At 55.7% G+C, this 21,200-nt stretch carries 15 protein-coding genes; 13 read left to right on the top strand and 2 right to left on the bottom strand.

Going from position 1 to position 21,200, the window contains the following annotated elements; genetic code table 11:
* The first annotated feature begins 177 nt into the window (after positions 1–177).
* The 6 genes from A9753_RS07420 to A9753_RS07400 all read left to right on the top strand — a co-directional run bounded on the left by A9753_RS07420 (position 178) and on the right by A9753_RS07400 (position 5,113).
* A complete protein-coding gene (locus A9753_RS07420) occupies positions 178–1,740 on the top strand; it encodes a sodium-dependent transporter (RefSeq protein WP_067782674.1) in 1,563 nt (520 codons plus the stop codon).
* A 1-nt stretch (position 1,741) separates the two neighbouring features.
* The gene (locus A9753_RS09550) at positions 1,742–1,894 is read left to right on the top strand and encodes a methionine/alanine import family NSS transporter small subunit (RefSeq protein ID WP_089024758.1); all 153 of its coding nucleotides are present in this window, start codon (positions 1,742–1,744) and stop codon (positions 1,892–1,894) included.
* Positions 1,895–2,084: 190 nt separating this feature from the next.
* The gene (locus A9753_RS07415) at positions 2,085–2,861 is read left to right on the top strand and encodes an HAD-IIB family hydrolase (protein ID WP_067782672.1); all 777 of its coding nucleotides are present in this window, start codon (positions 2,085–2,087) and stop codon (positions 2,859–2,861) included.
* 68 nt (positions 2,862–2,929) lie between these two features.
* On the top strand, positions 2,930–3,853 hold the full coding sequence (locus A9753_RS10065) for a vitamin K epoxide reductase family protein (protein WP_067782669.1): 924 nt from the start codon (positions 2,930–2,932) through the stop codon (positions 3,851–3,853).
* Positions 3,854–3,864: 11 nt separating this feature from the next.
* Positions 3,865–4,629, top strand: a complete 765-nt coding sequence (locus A9753_RS07405) for a metal-dependent transcriptional regulator (RefSeq protein WP_067782666.1) — start codon at positions 3,865–3,867, stop codon at positions 4,627–4,629.
* A gap of 52 nt (positions 4,630–4,681) precedes the next feature.
* Positions 4,682–5,113, top strand: a complete 432-nt coding sequence (locus tag A9753_RS07400) for an HIT family protein (RefSeq protein ID WP_067783316.1) — start codon at positions 4,682–4,684, stop codon at positions 5,111–5,113.
* A gap of 265 nt (positions 5,114–5,378) precedes the next feature.
* Here A9753_RS07400 and nhaA read toward each other — a convergent pair whose 3' ends face one another.
* On the bottom strand, positions 5,379–6,899 hold the full coding sequence (gene nhaA, locus A9753_RS07395; protein WP_245637404.1) for a Na+/H+ antiporter NhaA: 1,521 nt from the start codon (positions 6,897–6,899) through the stop codon (positions 5,379–5,381).
* 180 nt (positions 6,900–7,079) lie between these two features.
* Between nhaA and A9753_RS07390 the strand changes: the two genes are divergently transcribed.
* From A9753_RS07390 to A9753_RS07375, 3 genes are all read left to right on the top strand, one after another.
* A complete protein-coding gene (locus A9753_RS07390; RefSeq protein ID WP_067783310.1) occupies positions 7,080–10,019 on the top strand; it encodes a leucine--tRNA ligase in 2,940 nt (979 codons plus the stop codon).
* Between the two features lie 462 nt (positions 10,020–10,481).
* On the top strand, positions 10,482–12,245 hold the full coding sequence (locus tag A9753_RS07380; RefSeq protein WP_176702763.1) for a hypothetical protein: 1,764 nt from the start codon (positions 10,482–10,484) through the stop codon (positions 12,243–12,245).
* A gap of 287 nt (positions 12,246–12,532) precedes the next feature.
* Positions 12,533–13,579 carry an aldose 1-epimerase gene (locus A9753_RS07375; RefSeq protein ID WP_067782657.1) on the top strand — a complete coding sequence of 349 codons (1,047 nt, stop codon included), beginning with the start codon at positions 12,533–12,535 and terminating at the stop codon, positions 13,577–13,579.
* 389 nt (positions 13,580–13,968) lie between these two features.
* On the opposite strand, the gene A9753_RS07370 is transcribed toward A9753_RS07375, so the two are convergent.
* Entirely contained in the window at positions 13,969–15,885 is a 1,917-nt protein-coding gene (locus tag A9753_RS07370; protein ID WP_067782654.1) for a helicase HerA-like domain-containing protein, read from the bottom strand.
* Positions 15,886–15,981: 96 nt separating this feature from the next.
* On the opposite strand from A9753_RS07370, the gene A9753_RS07365 reads away from it, so the two are divergent.
* The 4 genes from A9753_RS07365 to holA all read left to right on the top strand — a co-directional run bounded on the left by A9753_RS07365 (position 15,982) and on the right by holA (position 21,084).
* Entirely contained in the window at positions 15,982–17,142 is a 1,161-nt protein-coding gene (locus A9753_RS07365; RefSeq protein WP_176702762.1) for a DegV family protein, read from the top strand.
* 100 nt (positions 17,143–17,242) lie between these two features.
* The gene (locus tag A9753_RS10060; RefSeq protein ID WP_067782648.1) at positions 17,243–18,262 is read left to right on the top strand and encodes a ComEA family DNA-binding protein; all 1,020 of its coding nucleotides are present in this window, start codon (positions 17,243–17,245) and stop codon (positions 18,260–18,262) included.
* A gap of 9 nt (positions 18,263–18,271) precedes the next feature.
* On the top strand, positions 18,272–20,233 hold the full coding sequence (locus A9753_RS10055) for a ComEC/Rec2 family competence protein (protein WP_083090402.1): 1,962 nt from the start codon (positions 18,272–18,274) through the stop codon (positions 20,231–20,233).
* Positions 20,146–21,084: a DNA polymerase III subunit delta gene (gene holA, locus A9753_RS07350; RefSeq protein WP_245637426.1), complete on the top strand. Its 939-nt coding sequence runs from the start codon at positions 20,146–20,148 to the stop codon at positions 21,082–21,084. The genes A9753_RS10055 and holA overlap by 88 nt, the downstream gene beginning before the upstream one ends.
* Positions 21,085–21,200 lie beyond the last annotated feature (116 nt).

Raw genomic sequence — 21,200 nt, 5'->3', positions numbered from 1 at the left:
GTGTTGAGGGCCGAGAGTTGACGGTGTCTTTCGCGAATACCTTTATCTAGGTAGTGCACTAGTGCATGAATGCATCTCATGGTGTCCACATAGTGGACCTCTATGTATCAGTATGCATGAGCGTGGTTACTCTATGCACACGCAGCGCCCCACAGGCCACAAACCAAGGAGACACTAATGAGTCAAACTCCTGATTCTCGTGAGCATCAACGTGAAGAGTGGGGAAGTCAGATTGGCTTCCTTCTTGCTGCCATCGGTTCTGCCATCGGTCTGGGAAACATCTGGCGTTTCCCTGGCGTGGCCTACACCAACGGTGGCGGTGCCTTTATGGTTCCTTACATCGTCGCGCTGCTAACCGCAGGTATTCCGATCCTGCTTCTGGACTACGCACTCGGACACCGCTACCGCGGTAGCGCACCCACGGTATTCCGTCGTCTGAGCAAGAAACTTGAATGGCTCGGCTGGTGGCAGGTAGGTGTCTGTTTCGTCATCATGACGTACTACGCCGTGATTATCGCCTGGTCATTGCGTTACGTTTTCTACTCCTTCTCCACCGCATGGACCTCCAACCCCGATGGTGCAGCAGGATTTTTCTTCGGTGATTTCATCAAGATCGCAGACACCCCCACCTATTCAGCACAGCCCGTTTGGAACGTCTTTATTCCCTTGCTTGTCATCTGGGGTGCTGTTCTTGTCATCATCGCCAAGGGCGTGACCGCAGGTGTAGAGCGTGCCAACAAGATCTTCCTCCCAATCTTGGCCGTACTCTTCCTCGCCCTTGTAGTGCGCGCACTCTTCCTTCCCGGAAGCCTCGACGGTCTTAATGCTTTGTGGACACCAGACTTCTCCATCCTTGCTGACCCCAAGGTGTGGATGGCAGCGTACGCGCAGATTTTCTTCTCTCTCTCCGTAGGCTTCGGCATCATGCTTACTTACGCCTCGTATCTCAAGCCTCGCTCCAACTTGGTTGGTACCGGCATCGTAGCGGCGTTTGCGAACTCTTCTTTTGAGGTTCTCGCAGGCTTTGGAGTGTTTGCCACTCTTGGATTTATGGCGCATCAGCAAGGTGTTGCTGTGGCTGATCTTGAAGGTATTACGGGCATTTCACTGTCTTTTATTACCTTCCCCACTATCATTGCTGAAATGCCCGGTGGCATGATCTTCGGTGTCATGTTTTTCCTGTCATTGACCCTCGCAGGCCTGACTTCCATCATTTCTTTGGTGCAAGTTGTTGCTGCAGGCGTGGCCGAGAAATTTGATCTCACTCCGGTTCGCGCCGCGATGGTTGTGGGTATTCCCGCGGCCGTAATTTCTCTTGGCATTTTTGCTACTACCTCCGGTCTATACGCACTTGATGTTGTTGATGCCTATATCAATCAGATCGGTGTAGTGGGCAGTGCTCTAGTTATGTGTATCTCTGTAGCTCTTGTACTCCGTAAACTGCCCATTCTGGCTCGTCACCTCAATGTGGTTTCTGAGGTGGGTAACTCCATCGGTTTATGGTGGCGTATTCTCGTGGCGGGAGTGGTGCCGGTCATGCTCATCATCATGCTGGGACAAGCACTTATCACGTTCATTAATGACGGCTACGATCCGTCTTACGCTGGCGGATTTGAAATCGTTTTCGGTTGGGGCATGCTCGCTCTCACTGCCGTGGGCACCGTTGTATTGACCCTGGCCGCATGGTCTAAGCCGATTGACGATTTCACCCCCGAATCTCTCGAAGTTGAGGAGAACTAACATGACCGGACCTGCCGTATTGCTCATGTTGTTGACCATCCTCATTGTTTGGGGCGGCTTAGCAGCCTCCACCACAGCGTTGGTACTGCGCGGTAAACGTGAAGCCGCTGCAGCACGTGCTCATCAGCGAAAGGAAGAGGAGCCTCAAGCCTGAGCACAAGCCAAGCCTCGATGGTGATTGAGTGGCACCATCGAGACACAGTACCGCGATCATCACACGAGCAGGTGTGACCAGATCACTGGCCCTCGACCGTCTTGACGGTCGAGGGCCAGTTTGGTGTGGATAGACTCTCAAGGGGTCTAGGCCAGTGGTAAGTCATTAACTAATAGGAGACAATAACTTCATGACCAGTTCTTTTATCCCCGCCTTGGTGGCATTCGATCTTGATGACACCCTGGCTCCCTCTAAGTCCGCCATGCCTGAAAAAATGGCACAGTCCCTTCGTGCCCTGCTTGACCAGGTTCCTGTGTGCATCATTTCTGGCGGACAAATTGTTCAGTTCCGTGACCAGGTACTGGCTCACCTTGGTGCTGATGACACAGAATTAAGTCGTCTTCACCTCATGCCAACCTGCGGCACTCGCTACTACAAGCACTCGGGTGGTGACTGGTTCTTGGTTTACGCCCATGACCTGACCCCCGCACAGCGCGAAGAAGCTCTCGACGTAGTTGAGCGCGAAGCACGGCGTCTGGGGCTCTGGGAGGAAAAGACCTGGGGCAACATTCTTGAAGACCGCGGCAGTCAGATTACTTTTTCTGCACTCGGCCAGGAAGCGCCATTGGATGCTAAGAAAGCTTGGGATCCCACCGGTGAAAAGAAGAACACCTTGCGCGAAGCAGTGGCTCACTACCTTCCTGATTTAGAAGTTCGCTCCGGTGGCTCCACTTCTGTTGACATCACCCTCAAAGGCGTAGATAAGGCATACGGTATGAAAGCTCTGAGTGAGCAGACCGGAATTAGCCTCGATGACATGCTCTTCGTGGGTGACCGCCTCGATCCTGACGGCAACGATTACCCTGTCAAGGCCATGGGCGTTGCCTGCCACGCAGTTGAAGGCTGGGAAGAAACCGCAGAGTTCGTTGCCGAACTCGCCCAGCAGATCGCTGACTCTCGCGCCTGAGCGCACCCACTGACTTTCATCAGTACGCCGCCAAAAACACTGCTTACTACGTACTCGGAAGGACTCCCGTGGCCCGCTACGTGCCCACCGACGATGAGATTGAGTTGATGAGCGCCGAACAACTTGAGGAATTCCTCGCTACCGGCACCGTCAGCACACCCATCGTTGATGCAGCACCGCAGGTTGCACATGAGTCCGACTCCAGCAGCAGTGTTTCTGGCGGCTCTCCGTCTTCTGGAGCCGCCTCGCACTCATTGAGTGCCGACGCCGCACACTCACCTGCCGCTTCACGTTCCGCTGGAACCGTTGAGAGTGCCGGCAGCAGGGGAGAGGACGCAAGCTCAATAGTTACCCGCACCGCAGATGCCTCATCTCGCCTTCCTGGACGTGCAGGCGCGGCTCTCGACCTCATCGATACTCCTGCTCCACGCTGGGGCTGGATGATGGTGGTCACCAGCCTAGTCGCCATCGCCTCGTGCTGGCACCTCATTGCGGCAGAAATTGACCAACTGAAGAACCCCATGGGGAGCCTGTCTTGCGACATTAACCCCCTGGTCTCATGCGGTGCTTCGCTCAATGTGTGGCAAGGAAACCTCCTCGGTGTTCCCAACGCCTTCATCGGAGCCATGGCTTTCGCCGCTCTCGCTGTGCTTGGTGGACTGAGCGCGCTCGGCGTGCGACTGCCACGTGTGGCGTGGTGGGGCATGCTCGCCGGATGCGTAGGCGGCCTGGTATTCGTGGGGTGGTTCCTAGGCGTGAGCGTCCTGACCTTCCACAAACTCTGCCCCTACTGCATGATCATCTGGTCCATGACGATCCCGATTGCTACTACCACATGGGGATGGGCAGGAAAACTTGGCGTAATTGGCTGCTCAGTATCGGGTGAAAAACTTTTCGCTGCACGCTGGTGGGCGGCTTTTGCACTTGTTTTGATCGTCATCGCTATTATCGGCATATCTTTTGCCGGTCAATGGGCACTGCTCCTGTCATGAAAGGCGGCAGTATGAACACCTCTAACTCCACTGCATCAGTCGATTCCCCCGTCACCCAGGATTACATCAAAGCCGTTTGGGCCTGTGAAGAGTGGTCATGGAAAGGCGCCAGTATCACTGAATTAGCGCGCCACATGAACGTTGCTATGTCCACGGCCTCAGAGAATGTGTCGCGATTAGCCGAAGCAGGGCTCGTACACCATGAACCCTACCGACCTGTGGTGCTTACAGACAAAGGTCGAGCTATCGCCACCCAAATGGTGCGCCGTCACCGTCTGATTGAAACGTATCTTGTTCAGCACCTGGGATATGACTGGGACGAAGTGCATGACGAGGCAGAAATTCTCGAACACGCAGTCTCCGATCGACTTATTGCCGCCATCGATGAGATTCTCGATCACCCTACGCGTGACCCTCATGGTGATCCCATTCCTGCTGAAGACGGCACTATTAAGGCGCCTGTGCTGTGCCCTATCCAATTGCTTCCGGTCGGTCAAAGCGCCGTGGTGGGACGAATTGTGGATGACCCCAAACTTCTTCGTGAACTGAGCAAGGCAGGAGTGGGTGTAGGCAGCACTGTCACCATGCTGGGACGAGACACCAAGGACCTGCTTCTCGAAACCGAGAACGGCACCGTACTCTCCGTGGCCGAAGACCACATGTTCGTGGAAGCTGGTGACCATTGCAATCCTGGGCACCGTCACAATTACTTCGGTGAATTCACCACACCTGATACTGACTTCATCACCGTCAAGTTTGCTGAACCCGCGAACTGATCCTTCTCCTTGATCCCCCTGAATTATTAGGAAGATGGGGCATACTGGTGTTATGGCTACGATTTTTACCAGCATTATGAACGGTGACATCCCCGGCTCCTTTGTATGGGCTGATGACGTGTGTACCGCATTCGCCACCATCGAACCCCACACCGCCGGTCACGTTCTTGTGGTGTCTCGCGAGGAAGTGGACTCTTTTACCGATGCTGATGACGCATTGCTCGCTCATCTCATCAGCGTTGCCAAGATCATCGGTAACGTTCAAAAAACGGTGTTTGACGCGCCTCGTGCAGGCCTGGCAATCGAAGGCTTTGGCGTTCCCCATCTTCACTTGCACGTGATGCCTTTGCAAGATGGCAAAGAACTGGACCATTCGTCGTTGCGTAGCGATGTGCCTATGGAAGAAATTAATGCAGCCATGGAGAAGATTCGTGGAGGTCTGCGTGAGGCCGGATACGCGAACAAAGTTCCCGCCGTCCGTTAAGACATCACGCACGAGTCGATGACGAGTGCTTCATTGTATGAACTAGCACTGCTTCCCAACGACTAATGTCGAAGACGATGCGATAGGAACAGGGCAACGGGTAACAACTGAAAATACAGCGTGTAAGTGAATAACTTACGATGTGTGTCAAACGCGTTGGGGGGCGCCGCTTTCAGCGGCGCCCCCAAGTTGTTATTGATATCAATACCTCCCGGCAAACCCGTTCATCGCGAAAGCGTAACGGTTAGCCGGTCAGTGTACAGCCTTAGGCTCCAGGGCCTCGGCGTGCGGTGTGGACGCGACGCTGCAAGAGCACAGTGCCAAGACCAGCCGAAATCATGGTGCCCAGAATGACAGCGGCACGAGCATGCTCGGTCACGGCGTTGCCTTCACCGAAGGCTAGTACAGAGATGAGCAGTGCCACGGTGAAACCAATACCGGTTAGTGCAGACACTGCGAACACGTCCTTGCCATCCAGACCGTGGCCCAGGTGTAGGGGAGTGAAGCGAACCAGCAGCATGACAGAACCCCAGATACCTAGGATCTTGCCCACGGGCATACCTACATAGATACCCAGAGCAACAGGGTCGACGAGTACCTGGCCAATACCGCCAGCATCGACCACACTCACACCGGCAGCAAACAGGGCGAAGATCGGTAGGGCAATACCAGCACTGATGGGGTGCATAGCATGAGCAAAGCGATGAGTCATACCGGTGGGCTCAGCGCGGGTGGGTTTAGCGGGAACAGTCAGGCCCAACAGTACGCCGGCGATCGTGGCGTGAATACCGGAGGCGTGCATGAGGAACCATGCCACCAGGCCCAGGGGAGCAAGAAGCCACCAGCGGGTCATTCCCTTGTGAACAAGGAGACCGAAGATCGCTACCACCAGTAAAGCGCCAAGTAATGCCAGGAAGTGGAAGGAATCGCTGTAGAACACAGCAATAACGATGATGGCTAGAAGGTCATCGACTACGGCGAGTGTCAGCAAGAAGGTACGGGCTGCAGGTGGCATGCCGCGGCCAGCAAGGGAGAGCACAGCAACAGCGAAGGCAATATCGGTTGCGGTTGGGATAGCCCAGCCGTGAAGGTCACCGCCATCAGCGAGCTGAATAATCGTGTACACCACGGCAGGGCCCACCATGCCGAAGAATGCGGCAAGCATGGGCAGCGTTGCTTCTTTTAAGTCACGTAGGCTCCCCACCACAAACTCTTGTTTGAGTTCAAGGCCTACTACAAAGAAGAAGATGGCAAGTAGGCCATCAGCTGCCCATGCTTCAACAGTGAGGTTAAGGTGAAGAGATTCAGGACCAATGACTGCGGTAGCAATGTCATGGTAGGTATGGCGCCACGGGGAGTTAGCCCACAGCAATGCGAAGGCCGCACAAGCCATCACCAGTAGGCCAGAGTTGGTCTCAGATTCCAGCCAGTGAGGAATGGAGAGAATACGCTGCGACAATGAGCGGTGCATACGGATCGGCTTGTGGGTAGCCTGCGGGTGACGGTGCGTATGGTGAGGGCGATGCACTTTACCCATGGCAGGACGAGCACTTTCACGCATCGAACCACGAGCGGAGTGGCGAGTGGAGTGCGTGTGCCGGGTTGTGGCCGCCTTTTTACGTGAGTCATTACCCGCTTTGATTGTTCCTGTGTGTGCTGCGTCAGTGCGCGCAACTGAGGAATCCATCTGAGTGGGAGACTGGGATATAGGGGAGTGGGCGGCGTCGTGAGATCGGGAAAAACGCTTACGTAGAGAGGGGCGTCGGCTGCGTGAAGATGCAGTCATATCAACCTTTCAGAACACAGAGATTAAAGATTAGACTATCGGTTTCCGCATACTAAAAGCCAACTCCACTCCCCAAATGTGGCCCGTGCCCCACCCAAGATTCCGAGGCAGGTGCAGGTCCAAAAGCGATAGTCTTTACCCAGTATGTCCACGCCCAACCACGCAGAAGAAAAGAGCATCGTGACTACCTCTGCATCTGCCGCATCCAACCCCACCGCCTACCGCTATACCGCCGACCTGGCAGGCAGCATTGAAAGCACTTGGCAAGAAAAGTGGGAAAAAGAAGGAACTTTTTACGCTGACAACCCCGTTGGCAATCTCGCTGGCCCTCTGGCTGATGAGGAAAAGTTCTTCCTCCTCGACATGTTCCCTTTCCCTTCTGGTAAGGGTCTGCACGTTGGACACCCCCTGGGCTACATCGCCACAGACGTCGTTGCGCGCTTTACCCGTATGAAGGGCAAGAACGTCCTCTACACCATGGGCTACGACGCATTCGGATTGCCTGCCGAGCAGTACGCTATTCAGACCGGTCGCCACCCGCGCACCACTACGGAAGAAAACATTGCCAACATTGCTCGCCAGCTCTCCCGCCTGGGCTTGAGCCACGATAAGCGCCGTGCACTGGCCACCATTGATGACGAATACGTGCGTTGGACCCAGTGGATCTTCCTGCAAATTTTCAACTCCTGGTTTGATCCTGAGGCACCTTGCCGTGATGGACGCTCCCAAGGATCGGCGCGCCCCATTAGCGAACTACGTGAAAAACTTGAGAATGGCACTGTTGCTGTGCCCGATGGGCGCAACTGGGCTGACCTGACTGACGTTGAGAAGAACGAGATTGTTGACTCCTTCCGCCTTGCCTACGTTTCTTCTGCGCCGGTCAACTGGTGCCCTGGGCTGGGTACCGTGCTGGCCAATGAAGAAGTCACTGCTGAAGGCCGTAGTGAACGCGGAAACTTCCCCGTCTTTAAGCGGAACCTGCGCCAGTGGATGATGCGCATCACCGCGTACTGTGAGCGCCTGACTAACGATCTGGACACCATCGATTGGCCAGATAAGGTCCGCTCCATGCAGCGTAACTGGATTGGCCGCTCCGAAGGCGCACACGTCACCTTCGGCGTGGAAGGTCTGCGCGACGGTCGTGATGAAACTGTCACTGTCTACACCACTCGTCCCGATACTCTCTTTGGTGCCACCTTCATGGTGCTCGCTCCTGAGCACCCCCTCTTGGGTGGAAGCGCCGGCGGCGCCTGCGATGACGCCGAGTTACTGGCTGTTCCCGAATCCTGGCCTACCGGTGCTCGCGAGGCTTGGAAGGGCGGATTCGCTACTCCCGCTGAGGCAGTGGCCGCATACCGCGCCAAGGCAGCCTCCACCTCCGATGCTGAACGCGTGGACGAAGGCCGCGCCAAAACCGGTGTGTTCACTGGCCTGTGGGGCGTGAACCCCGTTAACGGTAAGCAGGTCCCGATCTTCGTGGCTGACTATGTCCTCATGGGCTACGGAACCGGCGCCATCATGGCCGTGCCTGCCCACGATGACCGCGACTTTGACTTCGCCAAGGAATACGACCTGGACATCATCCAGACCATCGGCCCCGCTGATGATCCCCGCGGCATTGATCTGACCGAAGCTGCCTACACCGGTGACGGCGTGGCCGTGGACTGCTCCAACGATTCCATCACCCTTGATGGTATGGACAAGGCAGCAGCTAAGGCAGCCATGATCGCCTGGCTGGAAGAACGTGGCTTGGGTGAAGGCGCAGTGACCTACCGCTTGCGCGACTGGCTCTTTAGTCGCCAGCGTTACTGGGGGGAACCTTTCCCCATTGTGTGGGATGAAGATGGCGGCATGCATGCCCTGCCTGAGTCCATGCTCCCCGTGCTCCTACCTGAGGTTGAGGACTACTCACCTCAGAGCCTTGACCCCAACGATGCCTCCTCTGAGCCTCGCCCGCCGCTTGGCCGCGTGCGCGACTGGGTTGAGGTGGAACTTGACCTGGGTGACGGCCCCAAGAAGTACTTCCGTGAAACCAACACCATGCCCAACTGGGCCGGCTCTTGCTGGTACGAGATGCGCTACGTGGACCCCAGTGACACTGAGTCTATGGTGGATCCCGCCAACGAGGAATACTGGATGGGCCCGCGCCCCGAGAAGGGCAATACCTCCGGCGGCGCTGACCTCTACGTTGGCGGTGTGGAACATGCAGTGCTCCACTTGCTCTATTCCCGCTTCTGGCACAAGGTCCTCTTTGACCTTGGCGTGGTCTCCTCCGTGGAGCCCTATCACCGCCTGTTTAACCAGGGCTACGTCCAGGCTTACGCCTACACTGACTCCCGAGGCCAGTACGTGCCCGCCGAAGAGGTTGAAGGCGATGAGCAGGCCGGATTCACCTGGCAGGGCCAGCCCGTTAACCGTGAATACGGCAAGATGGGTAAGAGCCTGAAGAACATCGTCACCCCTGACGAAATGTGCGATAACTATGGTGCCGATACCCTGCGCGTCTACGAGATGAGCATGGGCCCACTCGATGTGGACCGCCCCTGGGAAACTCGTGCAGCCGTGGGAGCACAGCGGTTCCTGCAGCGTCTGTGGCGCAACGTGGTTGATGAGGAAACCGGAGATATTGTCATTAGTGAGGATGCTCCGGATAAGGCCACTGCGAAACTCGTTGCCCAGACCATTGTGGGTGTTGAAGCCGACTATGAGAACATGCGCCTGAACACGGCTATCGCCAAACTCATTGTGCTCAATAACCACCTCACCGGTCTAAAGGCAGCACCTCGCGAAGCCATTGAGGCACTTGTCCTTATGACCTCTCCCATTGCTCCTCACATCGCTGAAGAACTGTGGTCACGTCTGGGACATGAACACTCCCTGGCCCGTGAGCCCTTCCCACAGGTCACCGACCCTGACCTGCTCAAGGCCGATGAAGTCACTTGCGTCATCCAGGTGGCCGGTAAGGTCCGTGACAAGCTCCAGGTGGATCCTGAGATTAGCGCCGAAGAACTTGAATCCATGGCACGCCAGGCCCCCGGTGTTCTACGTACCCTTGACGGTCGCGGAATCCGTAAGGTCATCGTGCGTGCACCTAAACTCGTGAGCATCGTCCCTGAATAATCGGACAACCTTATTCCCGAGTCATGGGACAACCTCATTCCTGAGTGATTCGACAACCTCACTTGTGAGCGATTGGACTAACTCACTCCTGAGCGTTTAAACATCCTCGATCTTGAGTGACCGGTGGGGGGCCAGGGCATTTGCCCTGGCCCCCCACCGTTGATTTGTGAAGAAGACGTGAGAGTCGTGTGACGGCCTTGTGAAAAGGCTCTTGGGGGCCAGCCTGAGCAAGTTCGCTCTGCTTACGCTCGTGTCATGGTCCCTCCACTGAGCCGACGCCGCATCACCCATCTCAGCCGTCACCATGCTTCCAAGACACGCCGAATCCCGACGAGATCGCATGAACCGGGGGCCAGCATGCCACAGTCTGGGGACACACCTTCTCAACAACCATTAGATAATCAGCAAACATACGGAATTTACCCTCAGTCTGGTGCCGAAATAAGGCAGACGGGCGCGTGTATGCCGTCGCAGACTAATACATACAGTTCAACAAAGCGTGGAGTTAATCAAAGCGCTGAACAGTGGGCTCCACCGGTGAAACAGCCGTCATCCATCTCCGCTAGTGCCGCCGAGGCTGACGCCCGCTATGACGCCGTCTGGTCCACTCCCGCTCAACCAACTGTCCGGTCCACTCCCGCTCGATTCACAGGAACGTCCACTGTTGAGAATGGCAGACAACCCCACCGTCACTGGCTGTGGGCCTCTCGACTTTTTGGTGTGGTTTTCTGGATTTTCTTTGTTCTTCCAGCCACGCTTCGCGTTCAAGCATTGCCCGTGAAAGTGGTGCCAGCAAACCGTATAGACCTTCCCTACACCCCCTCTGGGGCGGGGCAATCGTGGACCTGGTGGCTGAGCCTGGCTGTCGTTCTCGCTGCGGTGAAACTAGTGGCAGGTAGATGGAAAGGACAGGGATCTCGTCAGGCTGATCTTGGGCTTCTTACTTTCGGATATACCGGATTAGTGCTCACCCTTCTCGGAGTGCTGCTTGCCGCTGATGAACGAAAACATCCATTTTCCATGGATCCAGTTCCATGTATCACTCAAGATTGCTGGCCAGAGCCGCAGCAAAGTTGGGCACGAGCAATCCCCATCATCGTCACCTTCATCATCATGATCATCGTCGGTCATCTTGGTGAGAACATGCTTCTCATCCAACGAGTCATCGTGATTCAAGCGGTCATGATTGTGTTATCCCTTGTCATGATGCTGACGTGGAACAGCATGTGGTACCCCAGTTTCGCTCGTAATCTTCCCGAATCGACGTGGGGGATGGAAGCGAGTGACTACGACTGCGATACCCGTCCACGGTGGATAGACACTGACATCACCATCACTCTGCCTGACGGAACAGAAACCTCTCCCGTTATTGCTCTGCCTGATACTCGTTTCACGGCTACGGGCACTGGCACTGAAGTCACGATGAAAGAAAGTCATGATCTTCAAGCCGTGACCGCCTACCCTCGTGTTCTTACCCATGATTACACTGCACTCGATGACGACGCATGGGAAACCTATTGGGTATATACCCCTCTCGAGGGGCAAGCAGTCGACAGTGACACCCTGACAGGAGAGGAGGCGGAACAAGTTCAGCGAGCGATTAACGCTGCAGACTTCTACTCCACCTCAATAACGGCAACAGCCTCGCTCTCCACTCACCAGACCACGATTACTTTGGCACCTGTGCATGAAGCAGCACAGGCTGCCAAACAGGCGGGCCTCACCGCACATACGCCCACACTCACCATCACCAGCCCGGATGTCACTGTGATCGACAGTCGCATCGGCCCGGTGGGTGACGGGACCAACCTGGCCTACGGCGTCTTACTGAGTAACGGGTGTGAACGGGACTCACTGATGTTTCTCATGATCAGTGAGCACAGTGCTGTGGGCACCACCGTCGATTCGGGGTATGCACTGAGGGGCTCCACCGATCCCACTGCCGCAGGTATCGCCCTCCTCGATAGCGACATCCCACCGACGATCTACACCATGACACACACGGACAGCGCCGAACCATCAGACGTGAGACTCGGAGCGTGCTTGACGGACCTGTCGTTGAACAATCGGTGGAACGCGCGGTGGGAACAGCGGGCTCCGTACTCCGACAACCCCGAGTATCCACAGCGGGAAGACATTGTTTTCGGTCCCGACGGCTGGATTGCGATGACAGAATCTGCTGAGCCTAGCCACGTCTACCTCAATACCTGTGAACTCGTCCATTAATGCTATCTCCAGGAATCTTGACGACCTGGTTGAGTTATGGCGGGGACACAGAGCCTTGATAAGAGTGTTGATTGACGGCGATTGTGTCATGTGAGGCGATCGATGCGGAGAAGTGGATGGTACGCGCCATGCTGGTGAGACCGTCTAATGATGGTGAGTGTGTGGAGCAATCTCGAGTTTTTCGCTTCACGACACTCCGACCTCGTGAACGCATTGTGATAACACGACACAACAAATGGTGCACAAAGTCTTGTGAGCCATGCCATGACAGGTACTAAGGTTGTTCCATGGCTACCGAATTTCTGAACACCGAGTCCATCGCTCAACCATCCGTTGGCGGCGACAAGCCGGTGCTGGCCACCGACTTCACCACGCCAACCTTCACCATTGCGACTGACAATGCCACACTGCTCGTTAGCGCACGCGGCGGCGTAGTGCTCTCTTGGCGCGTGACAGGGCCAGACGGAAACGAGCATGAATTGCTCGACGGGTACCGCAACCAAGAAGAACTTGATGAAGGCAATGGATGTCGTAGCGCCATCCTCGTGCCTTGGTCCAACCGCATTAGGAACGCCACTTATACCTTTGATGGCGTTACCTATGATCGCGGTGTGGACCCCAACGGTATCCGCGAAGCCAATCATGGCCTTGGCCTAGAGGCAACCTATTCACTCCAAATGAGTGAACAGACGCCTGAAGAGTCCGTCATGATGATTCATACCCACCTTCCAGCAGTAGACGGCTACCCCTGGCCGATGGACGTGGATGTCCGTTACGTGCTCTACTCCGAGGCAGATAACGGTCACTGCCTGGACTGCCAGGTGGTGGTACGCAACATGTCACAGACAGACGCACCCGTGGGGATCGGCTGGCACCCGTACGTGGGCGTGGAGAACCTCGATGATATTAGCGTTGAGGTGCCCGCACGTACCCACGTTATTACCGATGACGCCAACATTCCGCTCATGGGAGACGCTGCATTCCGTCCCACCTCCGGACGAGACCACGAGCGCCTCAGCCTAAACGACGTGGCACTCGATGATGCGTGGACCACCTTGGTTCCCGGAGATGACGGAATCGTCCGTACTGTCCTGTCCAACCGCACCGGCGCCACGATGACACTTGAGCAGCGCATCACCGCTGAAACCACTGGTGTGGGCATTGTTCAGATGTTTACCGGCGAGCCCTTGGCACACCGCCCCCGTGGTGCTGTAGCTGTGGAGCCTTGCCTATTTATGACGGACGCATTTAATCGCCCTGAATGTGCTGCTGATATCCGCCTGGCAGCAGGACAAGAGCGCATCCTTGACGCACGCCTGGTCTGGCGCCCGTAAAATGCAACCGTTCACACAGTACTGACCATTCGTGAACACACGGTGATCGTGATGATGAGGCTCTGAGGCTTCGTGACCTTGAGATGCAGAAGATCTTAAGGCGCTTGTGTCAATGAGATACCGAGTGTTTGTAAACGTTGGGGGCCACAATCGCGTTGCGATTGTGGCCCCCAACGTTTACTGGATAAGTCTCACTAACGTCGATGAGCGGTAAGCCAGACATTGTGGAGCCGATAGGCCCACGTTGCACAAAACAGCACGCCTCACTAAGTGAGGTGGTTATGCCAGGCCCCACAACGCAGTAGGTTGCCTAGGATTGAGCGGGTTAACTGGCGTGCTACCTGAGTTCTAGCACTGCGTACCGTGGACTCCCCGATGAGTGAAGCTGTTCAGCGCAGTAGGTTGCCTAGGATTGAGCGGGTTAACTGGCGTGCTACTTGAGTTCCGGCGCTGCGTACCGTGGACTCCACAATGCGAGAGGTTGCTTGGCGGCGACGAGCCTCTTCACGTTCACGTTCACGAGCTTGGCGCTGAGCCTCCTTTTCCGCCTCACGGCGCAGACGCTCCGCTTCCTTCTCTGCAGCCTTGCGCTGACGCTCCGCTTCCTTCTCTGCAGCCTTTTGGGCCGCTTCAGCAGCCTTACGCTCTTGTTCAGCCTTCGCGGCTTCCGCAGCAGCACGCTCCTGCTCTTCCAAGCGCTGTTCAAGCAACTCATAGGCAGAGACGTTATCCACTGCATCGCGGTAACGAGCCGCCAAAGGTGAGGTAGCCACAATGCCAGCCACCGTTACATCATCAGCAGGGCCCATGACAGCCGCGGGCGCGTTGATTTTTGTGGGAGCCACAGGAGTAGGACGGCCTTTGGCATCAAGCACACTCACCACAGCTTCGCCCGTGCCCAAAGAAGTGAGCACATGGGGTAGATCCAGGGGCGAAGTGGGGAAGGTCGCTACAGCTTTCTTCAGGTTCGCGGCGTCTGCAGGTGTGTGGGCACGCAGAGCATGCTGGACGCGTGAACCGAGTTGGGCTAGCACATCGTCGGGAATGTCCGTGGGGGATTGGGTAATGAACACGATGCCTACGCCCTTGGATCGAATCAGACGCACTGTCTGAACAACAGCCTTGAGGAATTCCTTCGTCGCATCAGTGAACAGCAGATGGGCCTCATCGAAGAAGAACACCAACTTCGGCTTATCGGGGTTACCCACCTCAGGCAGGGTCTCGAACAGTTCAGCCAGCAGCCACATGATGAATGTGGAGAACAAGGAGCCCTGGTTACCCAGGTCAGGTAACTCTAGGGAGGAGATTACGCCGCGGCCATCATTAGCCACGCGCATTAGGTCAGCCACGTCGAAGCCAGGCTCACCGAAGAACGTATCACCACCAGAGGCTTCCAAAGCGGCGAGCTGACGCAAAATCACACCGGCAGTAGCCGTAGATACGCCACCAATAGTTTTGAGTTCAGCCTTGCCCTGCTCATCCTGAGTCAGGTATTCAATGACTTTGCGTAGGTCCTTGAGGTCCAGAAGGGCCAACTGCTGCTGATCAGCCCAGTGGAACACCAACTGCAGGGCGCTGGACTGTGTGTCATTGAGACCCAACACCTTAGCCAGAAGAATTGGTCCAAATTCGGTCACCGTGGTGCGCACGGCTGTGCCTGTTCCCTGACCACCCAGGGCAAGGAACTCCACCGGGAAAGAAGCGCCCTTCCACTCCTGCTTCATCGATGCCGCACGAGCCTCTAATTTCTCATTGCTAGTTCCAGCCTGGGCCAGACCCGTCAAGTCACCCTTGATATCCGTGACAAACACGGGAACTCCAGCTGCAGAAAGATTCTCTGCCATCAACTGCAGGGTACGAGTCTTACCAGTACCGGTGGCACCAGCCACCAGGCAGTGACGATTGAGCAAAGAAAGGGGAATGCCGACCTTCACGTCACCCACGGGTTCATCACCATCGAGGAAACAGCCCAGTTCCATGCTTGGGGCGCCACCGAAGGAGTAGCCCTGCTGAACCTGAGCGGCGTATCCCTCGAACATAGGGGCATCATCAGCGGAAGCAGTCTCAGCAGCAGGAGCGGGTTCCTGTACGGGAGCGGCTGGTTCAGCTGAGGCAGGAGCGTCGCTGGAAGGGGTAGGAGCAGCGGCGGGTGCGGGGGTGGCGTCGGAAGAATCAGAGGACTCTCCCTGCTCAGCCAGGGCAGCTTCATAGGCAGCTTGCGCGGCAGCGGCCTGGGCAGCGGCAGCTTCAGCGGCGGCCTGGGCAGCAGCGGCTTTGAGTCGGGCAATCTCAGCAGCATCAGTCATACGCTCATCTTATGGTGCCGGGGCATGATTCAGGTGGATAAACATGAGATCGTTACCTCCACGGTGGACAGGCGCAGAGCAGGTAGTGTTGCGCACATGTCCTGGGCCATCGTCACCGACTCCTCCAGCGCTATCTCACCGCAGACAGCACGGGAATGGGGTGTGCGCGTGGTGGACCTTCACGTCATTATGGACGGCGTTGATTACAAGGACTCTGACATCAGTTGTGAGCAGGTACTGGCTCATAGCGAGGTAGAGATTCCCTCAACAGCCGCCGCTAGTACAGGAGAACTGGCTGCGGTGTATCGGCGAGCTCTTGACGAGGCTGACCATGTGCTCGCCCTTCACATGTCCGCCAAACTCTCAAGCTTGTATGCAATGGCTGAGTGTGCGGCTCGCCAATGCGACCCAGCAGGGGAGCGGATGGTACTGGTAGATTCACGAACCGCAGGATCTGCACTCGGTTTAATTGTTCGCGAGATGGTGCGTTATCTCGGTAGTGGTGCTAGGGATACTAGTGATACCCAGGGTGAGACTGCTCACCACGATGGGATTATTGAGGATCACAATGACGGTAGCGGGGCTTTAAAGACCGAAACTGTCAACGGGCAACCGGCTCACTTCAGCAGGGATGAAGTACAGACGCTTGCTCAGGAATTAGTCGCTGCTAGCGAGATGACTGTGGGCATGGCTGCGATGACTCATGCTGCTCATGGTGGACGTATTGATCGCGACGCCGCTGAGCAGGCACTGAACCTTCCCCTGCACCCTACGATGGTGATGGATGACGGACAGATGAGAGTGCATCACCTATGCAAGACGCTCAAAACACAGCGGCGCGAGATGCTCCATCACATTGCCGACCTCATTGTCGAGCGTAGCCCCGATCCTTGCTGCCCCGTTGTTACTCGTAGTGCTTTTCAAAGCGGACAGTGCGTAAGCAATGCTCATGACGATTCTGTTATGTCGTCATCTGATGCCGTCCAGTCACGTCGATTTAATGACAGACCGGGGGAGCATCACCCAGACACTAGCCAGGGAAACAGTGGTGAGGCTCAGATAGATGCTGGGCAGACAGATATCAAGAACACGGTGCGCCTCGCTGTCGAATACGTCGACGAAGCAGACATCGCTAAGAAACTCGTCGATCAACTGCGTAAAGACTATGCAGTGGACCCCTGGATTACCCAAGCCGCGGCATCAACCGCCCTCCATGTTGGTCCGGGAGGGCTAGCAATCTCTCTGCTGACTGTCTGAGTTTAATTAGCATTCCCCACAAGAATGGATGGTGATCTGTTCTCCACTGGGCAATGGTTCTGCATATACTCCAAAGTCACCCTTTTGCCAGTGTTGGTGCATGGCTGGTCGGCACCGAACGGGCGATATTCGCCGCTACATTCGTCTTGCATGCACTTCGCAGAACCCCGAGGGTTTGCCTTCCCATGTCCGGGTGGGAATTCACCCGCGGCTGGCAGTAGGTGTGGGAGTAGGTCTCATTGTGTTCGCTCTGCTCATCTCCGCGTGGATACTTGTGACTAATCCAGAGTTCTTTGGCCACGGTTTTCCGGACTCTTCAGGTATTTCGAGTGCCGACGCCGCACGCACACCCCGTTCCAGTACCGCATCATCTCCTGGTGCTCCAAGCGAAAATACTGACAAGCAAGGATACGCACAGCACGGAACTGCTTCTCCTGATGATGTTGGCCATAATCGTGGGACTGATATCCCCGCCAAGGTGTTTATACAGCGAAGGACAAAAGGGAAGACAGGAACAACGATTACCGTCGATATTGCCGGTGCCGTGGTGGCACCCGGAGTCGTGAGTCTCCCGCGTGATTCACGGTTGAATGATGCGATTTCCTTAGCTGGCGGACTGACAAATGACGCTATGGTGGATTTCATCAATCGTGCGCGCCCATTGAACGATGGTGAACACATCCGTATTCCTTACTTGTCGGACCCACCCGAACTCCAACATTCTGATGGCAGCACCTATGGAGATGGTTTTTCTCTGCCTACTTCTGGCGAGTACGGGAATACACCACTAGGCGACAATGGAGATAGCGCCGGATATCCAGCGAATACTCGTGGTACTCAATACGGTGTAGGCCAAGCAACCGGTGGGTTAGAAGCCGGAATGCCTGGGAATGGGCAGGGAACTCATAGCGACTCCACGAACCAGAGTTCCTTGGTCAACATCAATACGGCAGATCAACAAGAACTCATGACACTGCCAGGTATAGGGCCAGCAATCGCCCAAGCGATCATCACCTATCGAACCGACCATGGCGCTTTCACTCAAGTTGATGATCTTCTTGGTGTACCAGGCATAGGACCAGCAAAACTCACTCGCCTTCGTCCCCAGGCCACAGTCTAAGGCCAATCCATGAGAGCGAAGAATGGATATACCTTCCTCAGACAAAGTGCTAACAACAGCAACAAATCCCGGAGACCTCAATTATCGGAGAGCGCCGAGAATATTCAAGTTGGCGAAGACAGACCAAATGGACATACCGGAATTGGCGGGATTGATACACCACAGGACGGTGGTGTTGTCCAAGCGGCGAAGCGAAACAAGGCTCATGATTCCATCATCCTTCAGCCTGCCCCTATGCCTCATGATCTGCGACTTGTTCCTCTGGCTGTGGCATCCTGGTTGACTGCTTTTCTTGGTGTCAATATGCCCTATTTGCAGATCCACCGAGTCGCTCCGTGGTTCATAGGGCTTATTGCGGTAGGCACAGTGACCACTTCTTGGTATTCGGCACGCACCTACCTGCCACAACGTCGCCGTCACTTGCGCCGTGAGCAACAGGGAACACATGACACACTCATTGGTCTAAGTGCCGTCATCATGGCAGGCATTCTATCTATCGCCCTGGTGGCAATCACCTATAAGGAAATTCGACAGGCAGATCCACTGACCACTGCAGCGAATAACGGCACAATCACTGAAATAACAGGACGGCTCGTTTCCACACCACGAGTTATTGTTACCGCTTCCGGACGGCCACAAGTCCGCGTTGTTCTTGCTGTTGACACTGTGCGCAGCACCGTTAATGATCCGTTACATCACTCGCAACAAAACCTTCTTGTCATTACCACTCATGAATGGATGAGACTGAGGGAAGGAGACGTGGTCAGTCTGACTTCGTGTATCGAGCACGCCGAACCAAGTAAACCGTACGGGGGAGTGATCCATACACACAATGGCCCCGTACTTCTTCGCTCTCCGCAGCCGCACTCGATAGCCAGCCTACGAGGATTTTTGCGTTCGCGGATGCAACAGGCTCTGCACTGCACCACCTATTCATGCTCCGACCATCCTGCAGACTCCCTTCTTCTCTCCGTTGCATTGGGGCAAACAACAGCAGTTCCCCATGAACTGCGAACAGCGATGCGAAGTACCGGTCTGGCACACATCACGGCGGTGTCAGGGCAACACGTGGCGATCGTGAGCGGATTATGGATCGGCTTGCTCCATCGGCGCTCGCGCTTCACTCGAGCACTTGGCGGTGGCGCCGGGATGCTCGCCTTTGCCCTTATCGTTGGTTCGAGTGCTTCTGTCCTTCGTGCCTGCGTCATGGGATTACTGACCATGAGTGCGCTCTGGGGTGGTCGAACACGACTGTCATTCCCCGCCCTCAGCCTGGCCGTATGGATACTCATCCTTCTCGACCCGTGGCAGTCGACCAATCTCGGATTCCAGTTATCGGTTCTTGCCACCGCATCGATTATGGCGTGGGGCAAACCCCTGTTCCACCGATTCGCCTTTCTTCCACCCTGGCTAGCAGCGAGCCTCAGCATCTGCCTTAGTGCTGCACTCGCAACCGCACCTCTCCTTCTCAATCTCACGAGTGCAGTGAATATGTGGACTGTCCCAGCGAATGTGGCTGCGTCGCCTGCCATCATCATCCTGGTGGCAGACGCCGTGGGGGTCCTTATCATCGCGACACTCTCGCCCAATTTGGCTCATCTGGTCTCTTTTCCTGGCAGATGGGCTGCACAGTGGATCGTCAGTGTTGCGGAGCATTGTGTTGGCCTACCTGGTTCACAGATTCCGTGGGTTTCTGGGGCTAAGGGAGTGATGATCCTAGTTGTTGTTCACGGGATCTTCTTATGGGCGATTTTTCACGGCCCTAAAGTTCTCACCCACCAACTGAAGCATGGCAGGCTTAGATCATGGCAACACGAGCACGGAAACAATCCGCCCCCACCGGCCCCACCTGGGACCAAGTCACTCTCGCTCCCGTTGTCCTCATTAAAACCGGTGAACCAGTCCTTGGCCAACGAGCACAAGAACGTCTTGTCGCACAGGCCCGGCAAAAGGACCCAGCCACCGAACTGACACGAATTGATGCTGCATCATATGAAGCGCATCAACTCGACATGGTCACTTCGCCATCCCTTTTCGGCGAACCACGCCTGGTGCTTATTGAGAATCTTGAGCAAATGACTGATGCTTTGCTTCAGGACATGCTCACTTATGTCAGTGCACCGGCACCTGATGTCTTTGTTGTGGCCACGCATCGAGGCGGTAACCGAGGCAAAAAACTCCTTGATGCAATTGCTGCTTCGCCCTTCCCTGTAGTGACCTGCCCGCCCTTGAAAAATGCTCGAGATAAGAATGACTTCCTTCGCGCAGAACTCACTCGTGCAGGCCGCAAAGCAGACCCTGCTGCACTTGCTGCTCTCGTAGATGCCCTGGGCAATGATGTGATGGAAATGTCTAGTGCGCTCAGCCAGTTGATGGCTGATACTCAGGGAACCATCACGGTTGACCACGTTAAGACCTACTACGCTGGCCGAATTGAAGCCACAGGCTTTACGGTCGCTGATTGCGCAGTTAAGGGAGACGTGGCTGGAGCCATTACTGCTTTGCGCCATGCAATATCCACCGGGGTTGATCCTGTGCCCATCGTTAGTGCTCTAGCGATGAAGATCCGTACTCTTGCTCGCGTTGCTGCCGTGCGAAGTAAAGGCGGCTCATTGCAAAGTTTGGGAATGGCCTCCTGGCAGATTGATCGTGCCAGCAAGGAACTGTCTGGGTGGTCGGACGAGGCACTAGCAACGTCGCTTATCGCCATTGCTCAGGCTGATAGTGACGTGAAAGGTGGGGCTCGTGATGCGGTCTATGCTGTGGAACGCGCTGTGATTACTACGTGCCGTGCTCGTCTGGCCTCAGGCCGGCGTCGTTAGACCACTATCAACCTAGACCTATACCAACCGAGGTTTCGAAGACCCTAGACCTAGATCAGCGACCCTAGACCTAGATCAACCAGGTCTCAATCAGCCTAGACCCATACCAACTCAGC

The sequence above is a fragment of the Actinomyces vulturis genome, assembly GCF_001687305.1.
In the GTDB taxonomy this organism is placed as follows: domain Bacteria; phylum Actinomycetota; class Actinomycetes; order Actinomycetales; family Actinomycetaceae; genus Actinomyces; species Actinomyces vulturis.
This window is presented reverse-complemented; position numbering and strand designations above follow the sequence as displayed.

Bases quoted from the DNA above. Each gene is read 5' to 3' on its own strand.
- A9753_RS07380 (WP_176702763.1), top strand. From the start codon at position 10,482: ATGCCGTCGCAGACTAATACATACAGTTCAACAAAGCGTGGAGTTAAT.
- A9753_RS07375 (WP_067782657.1), top strand. From the start codon at position 12,533: ATGGCTACCGAATTTCTGAACACCGAGTCCATCGCTCAACCATCCGTT.
- A9753_RS07415 (WP_067782672.1), top strand. From the start codon at position 2,085: ATGACCAGTTCTTTTATCCCCGCCTTGGTGGCATTCGATCTTGATGAC.
- A9753_RS07370 (WP_067782654.1), bottom strand. From the start codon at position 15,885: ATGACTGATGCTGCTGAGATTGCCCGACTCAAAGCCGCTGCTGCCCAG.
- A9753_RS07420 (WP_067782674.1), top strand. From the start codon at position 178: ATGAGTCAAACTCCTGATTCTCGTGAGCATCAACGTGAAGAGTGGGGA.
- A9753_RS07405 (WP_067782666.1), top strand. From the start codon at position 3,865: ATGAACACCTCTAACTCCACTGCATCAGTCGATTCCCCCGTCACCCAG.
- nhaA (WP_245637404.1), bottom strand. From the start codon at position 6,899: ATGACTGCATCTTCACGCAGCCGACGCCCCTCTCTACGTAAGCGTTTT.
- A9753_RS07365 (WP_176702762.1), top strand. From the start codon at position 15,982: ATGTCCTGGGCCATCGTCACCGACTCCTCCAGCGCTATCTCACCGCAG.
- A9753_RS10060 (WP_067782648.1), top strand. From the start codon at position 17,243: ATGGCTGGTCGGCACCGAACGGGCGATATTCGCCGCTACATTCGTCTT.
- A9753_RS09550 (WP_089024758.1), top strand. From the start codon at position 1,742: ATGACCGGACCTGCCGTATTGCTCATGTTGTTGACCATCCTCATTGTT.
- A9753_RS07400 (WP_067783316.1), top strand. From the start codon at position 4,682: ATGGCTACGATTTTTACCAGCATTATGAACGGTGACATCCCCGGCTCC.
- A9753_RS10055 (WP_083090402.1), top strand. From the start codon at position 18,272: ATGAGAGCGAAGAATGGATATACCTTCCTCAGACAAAGTGCTAACAAC.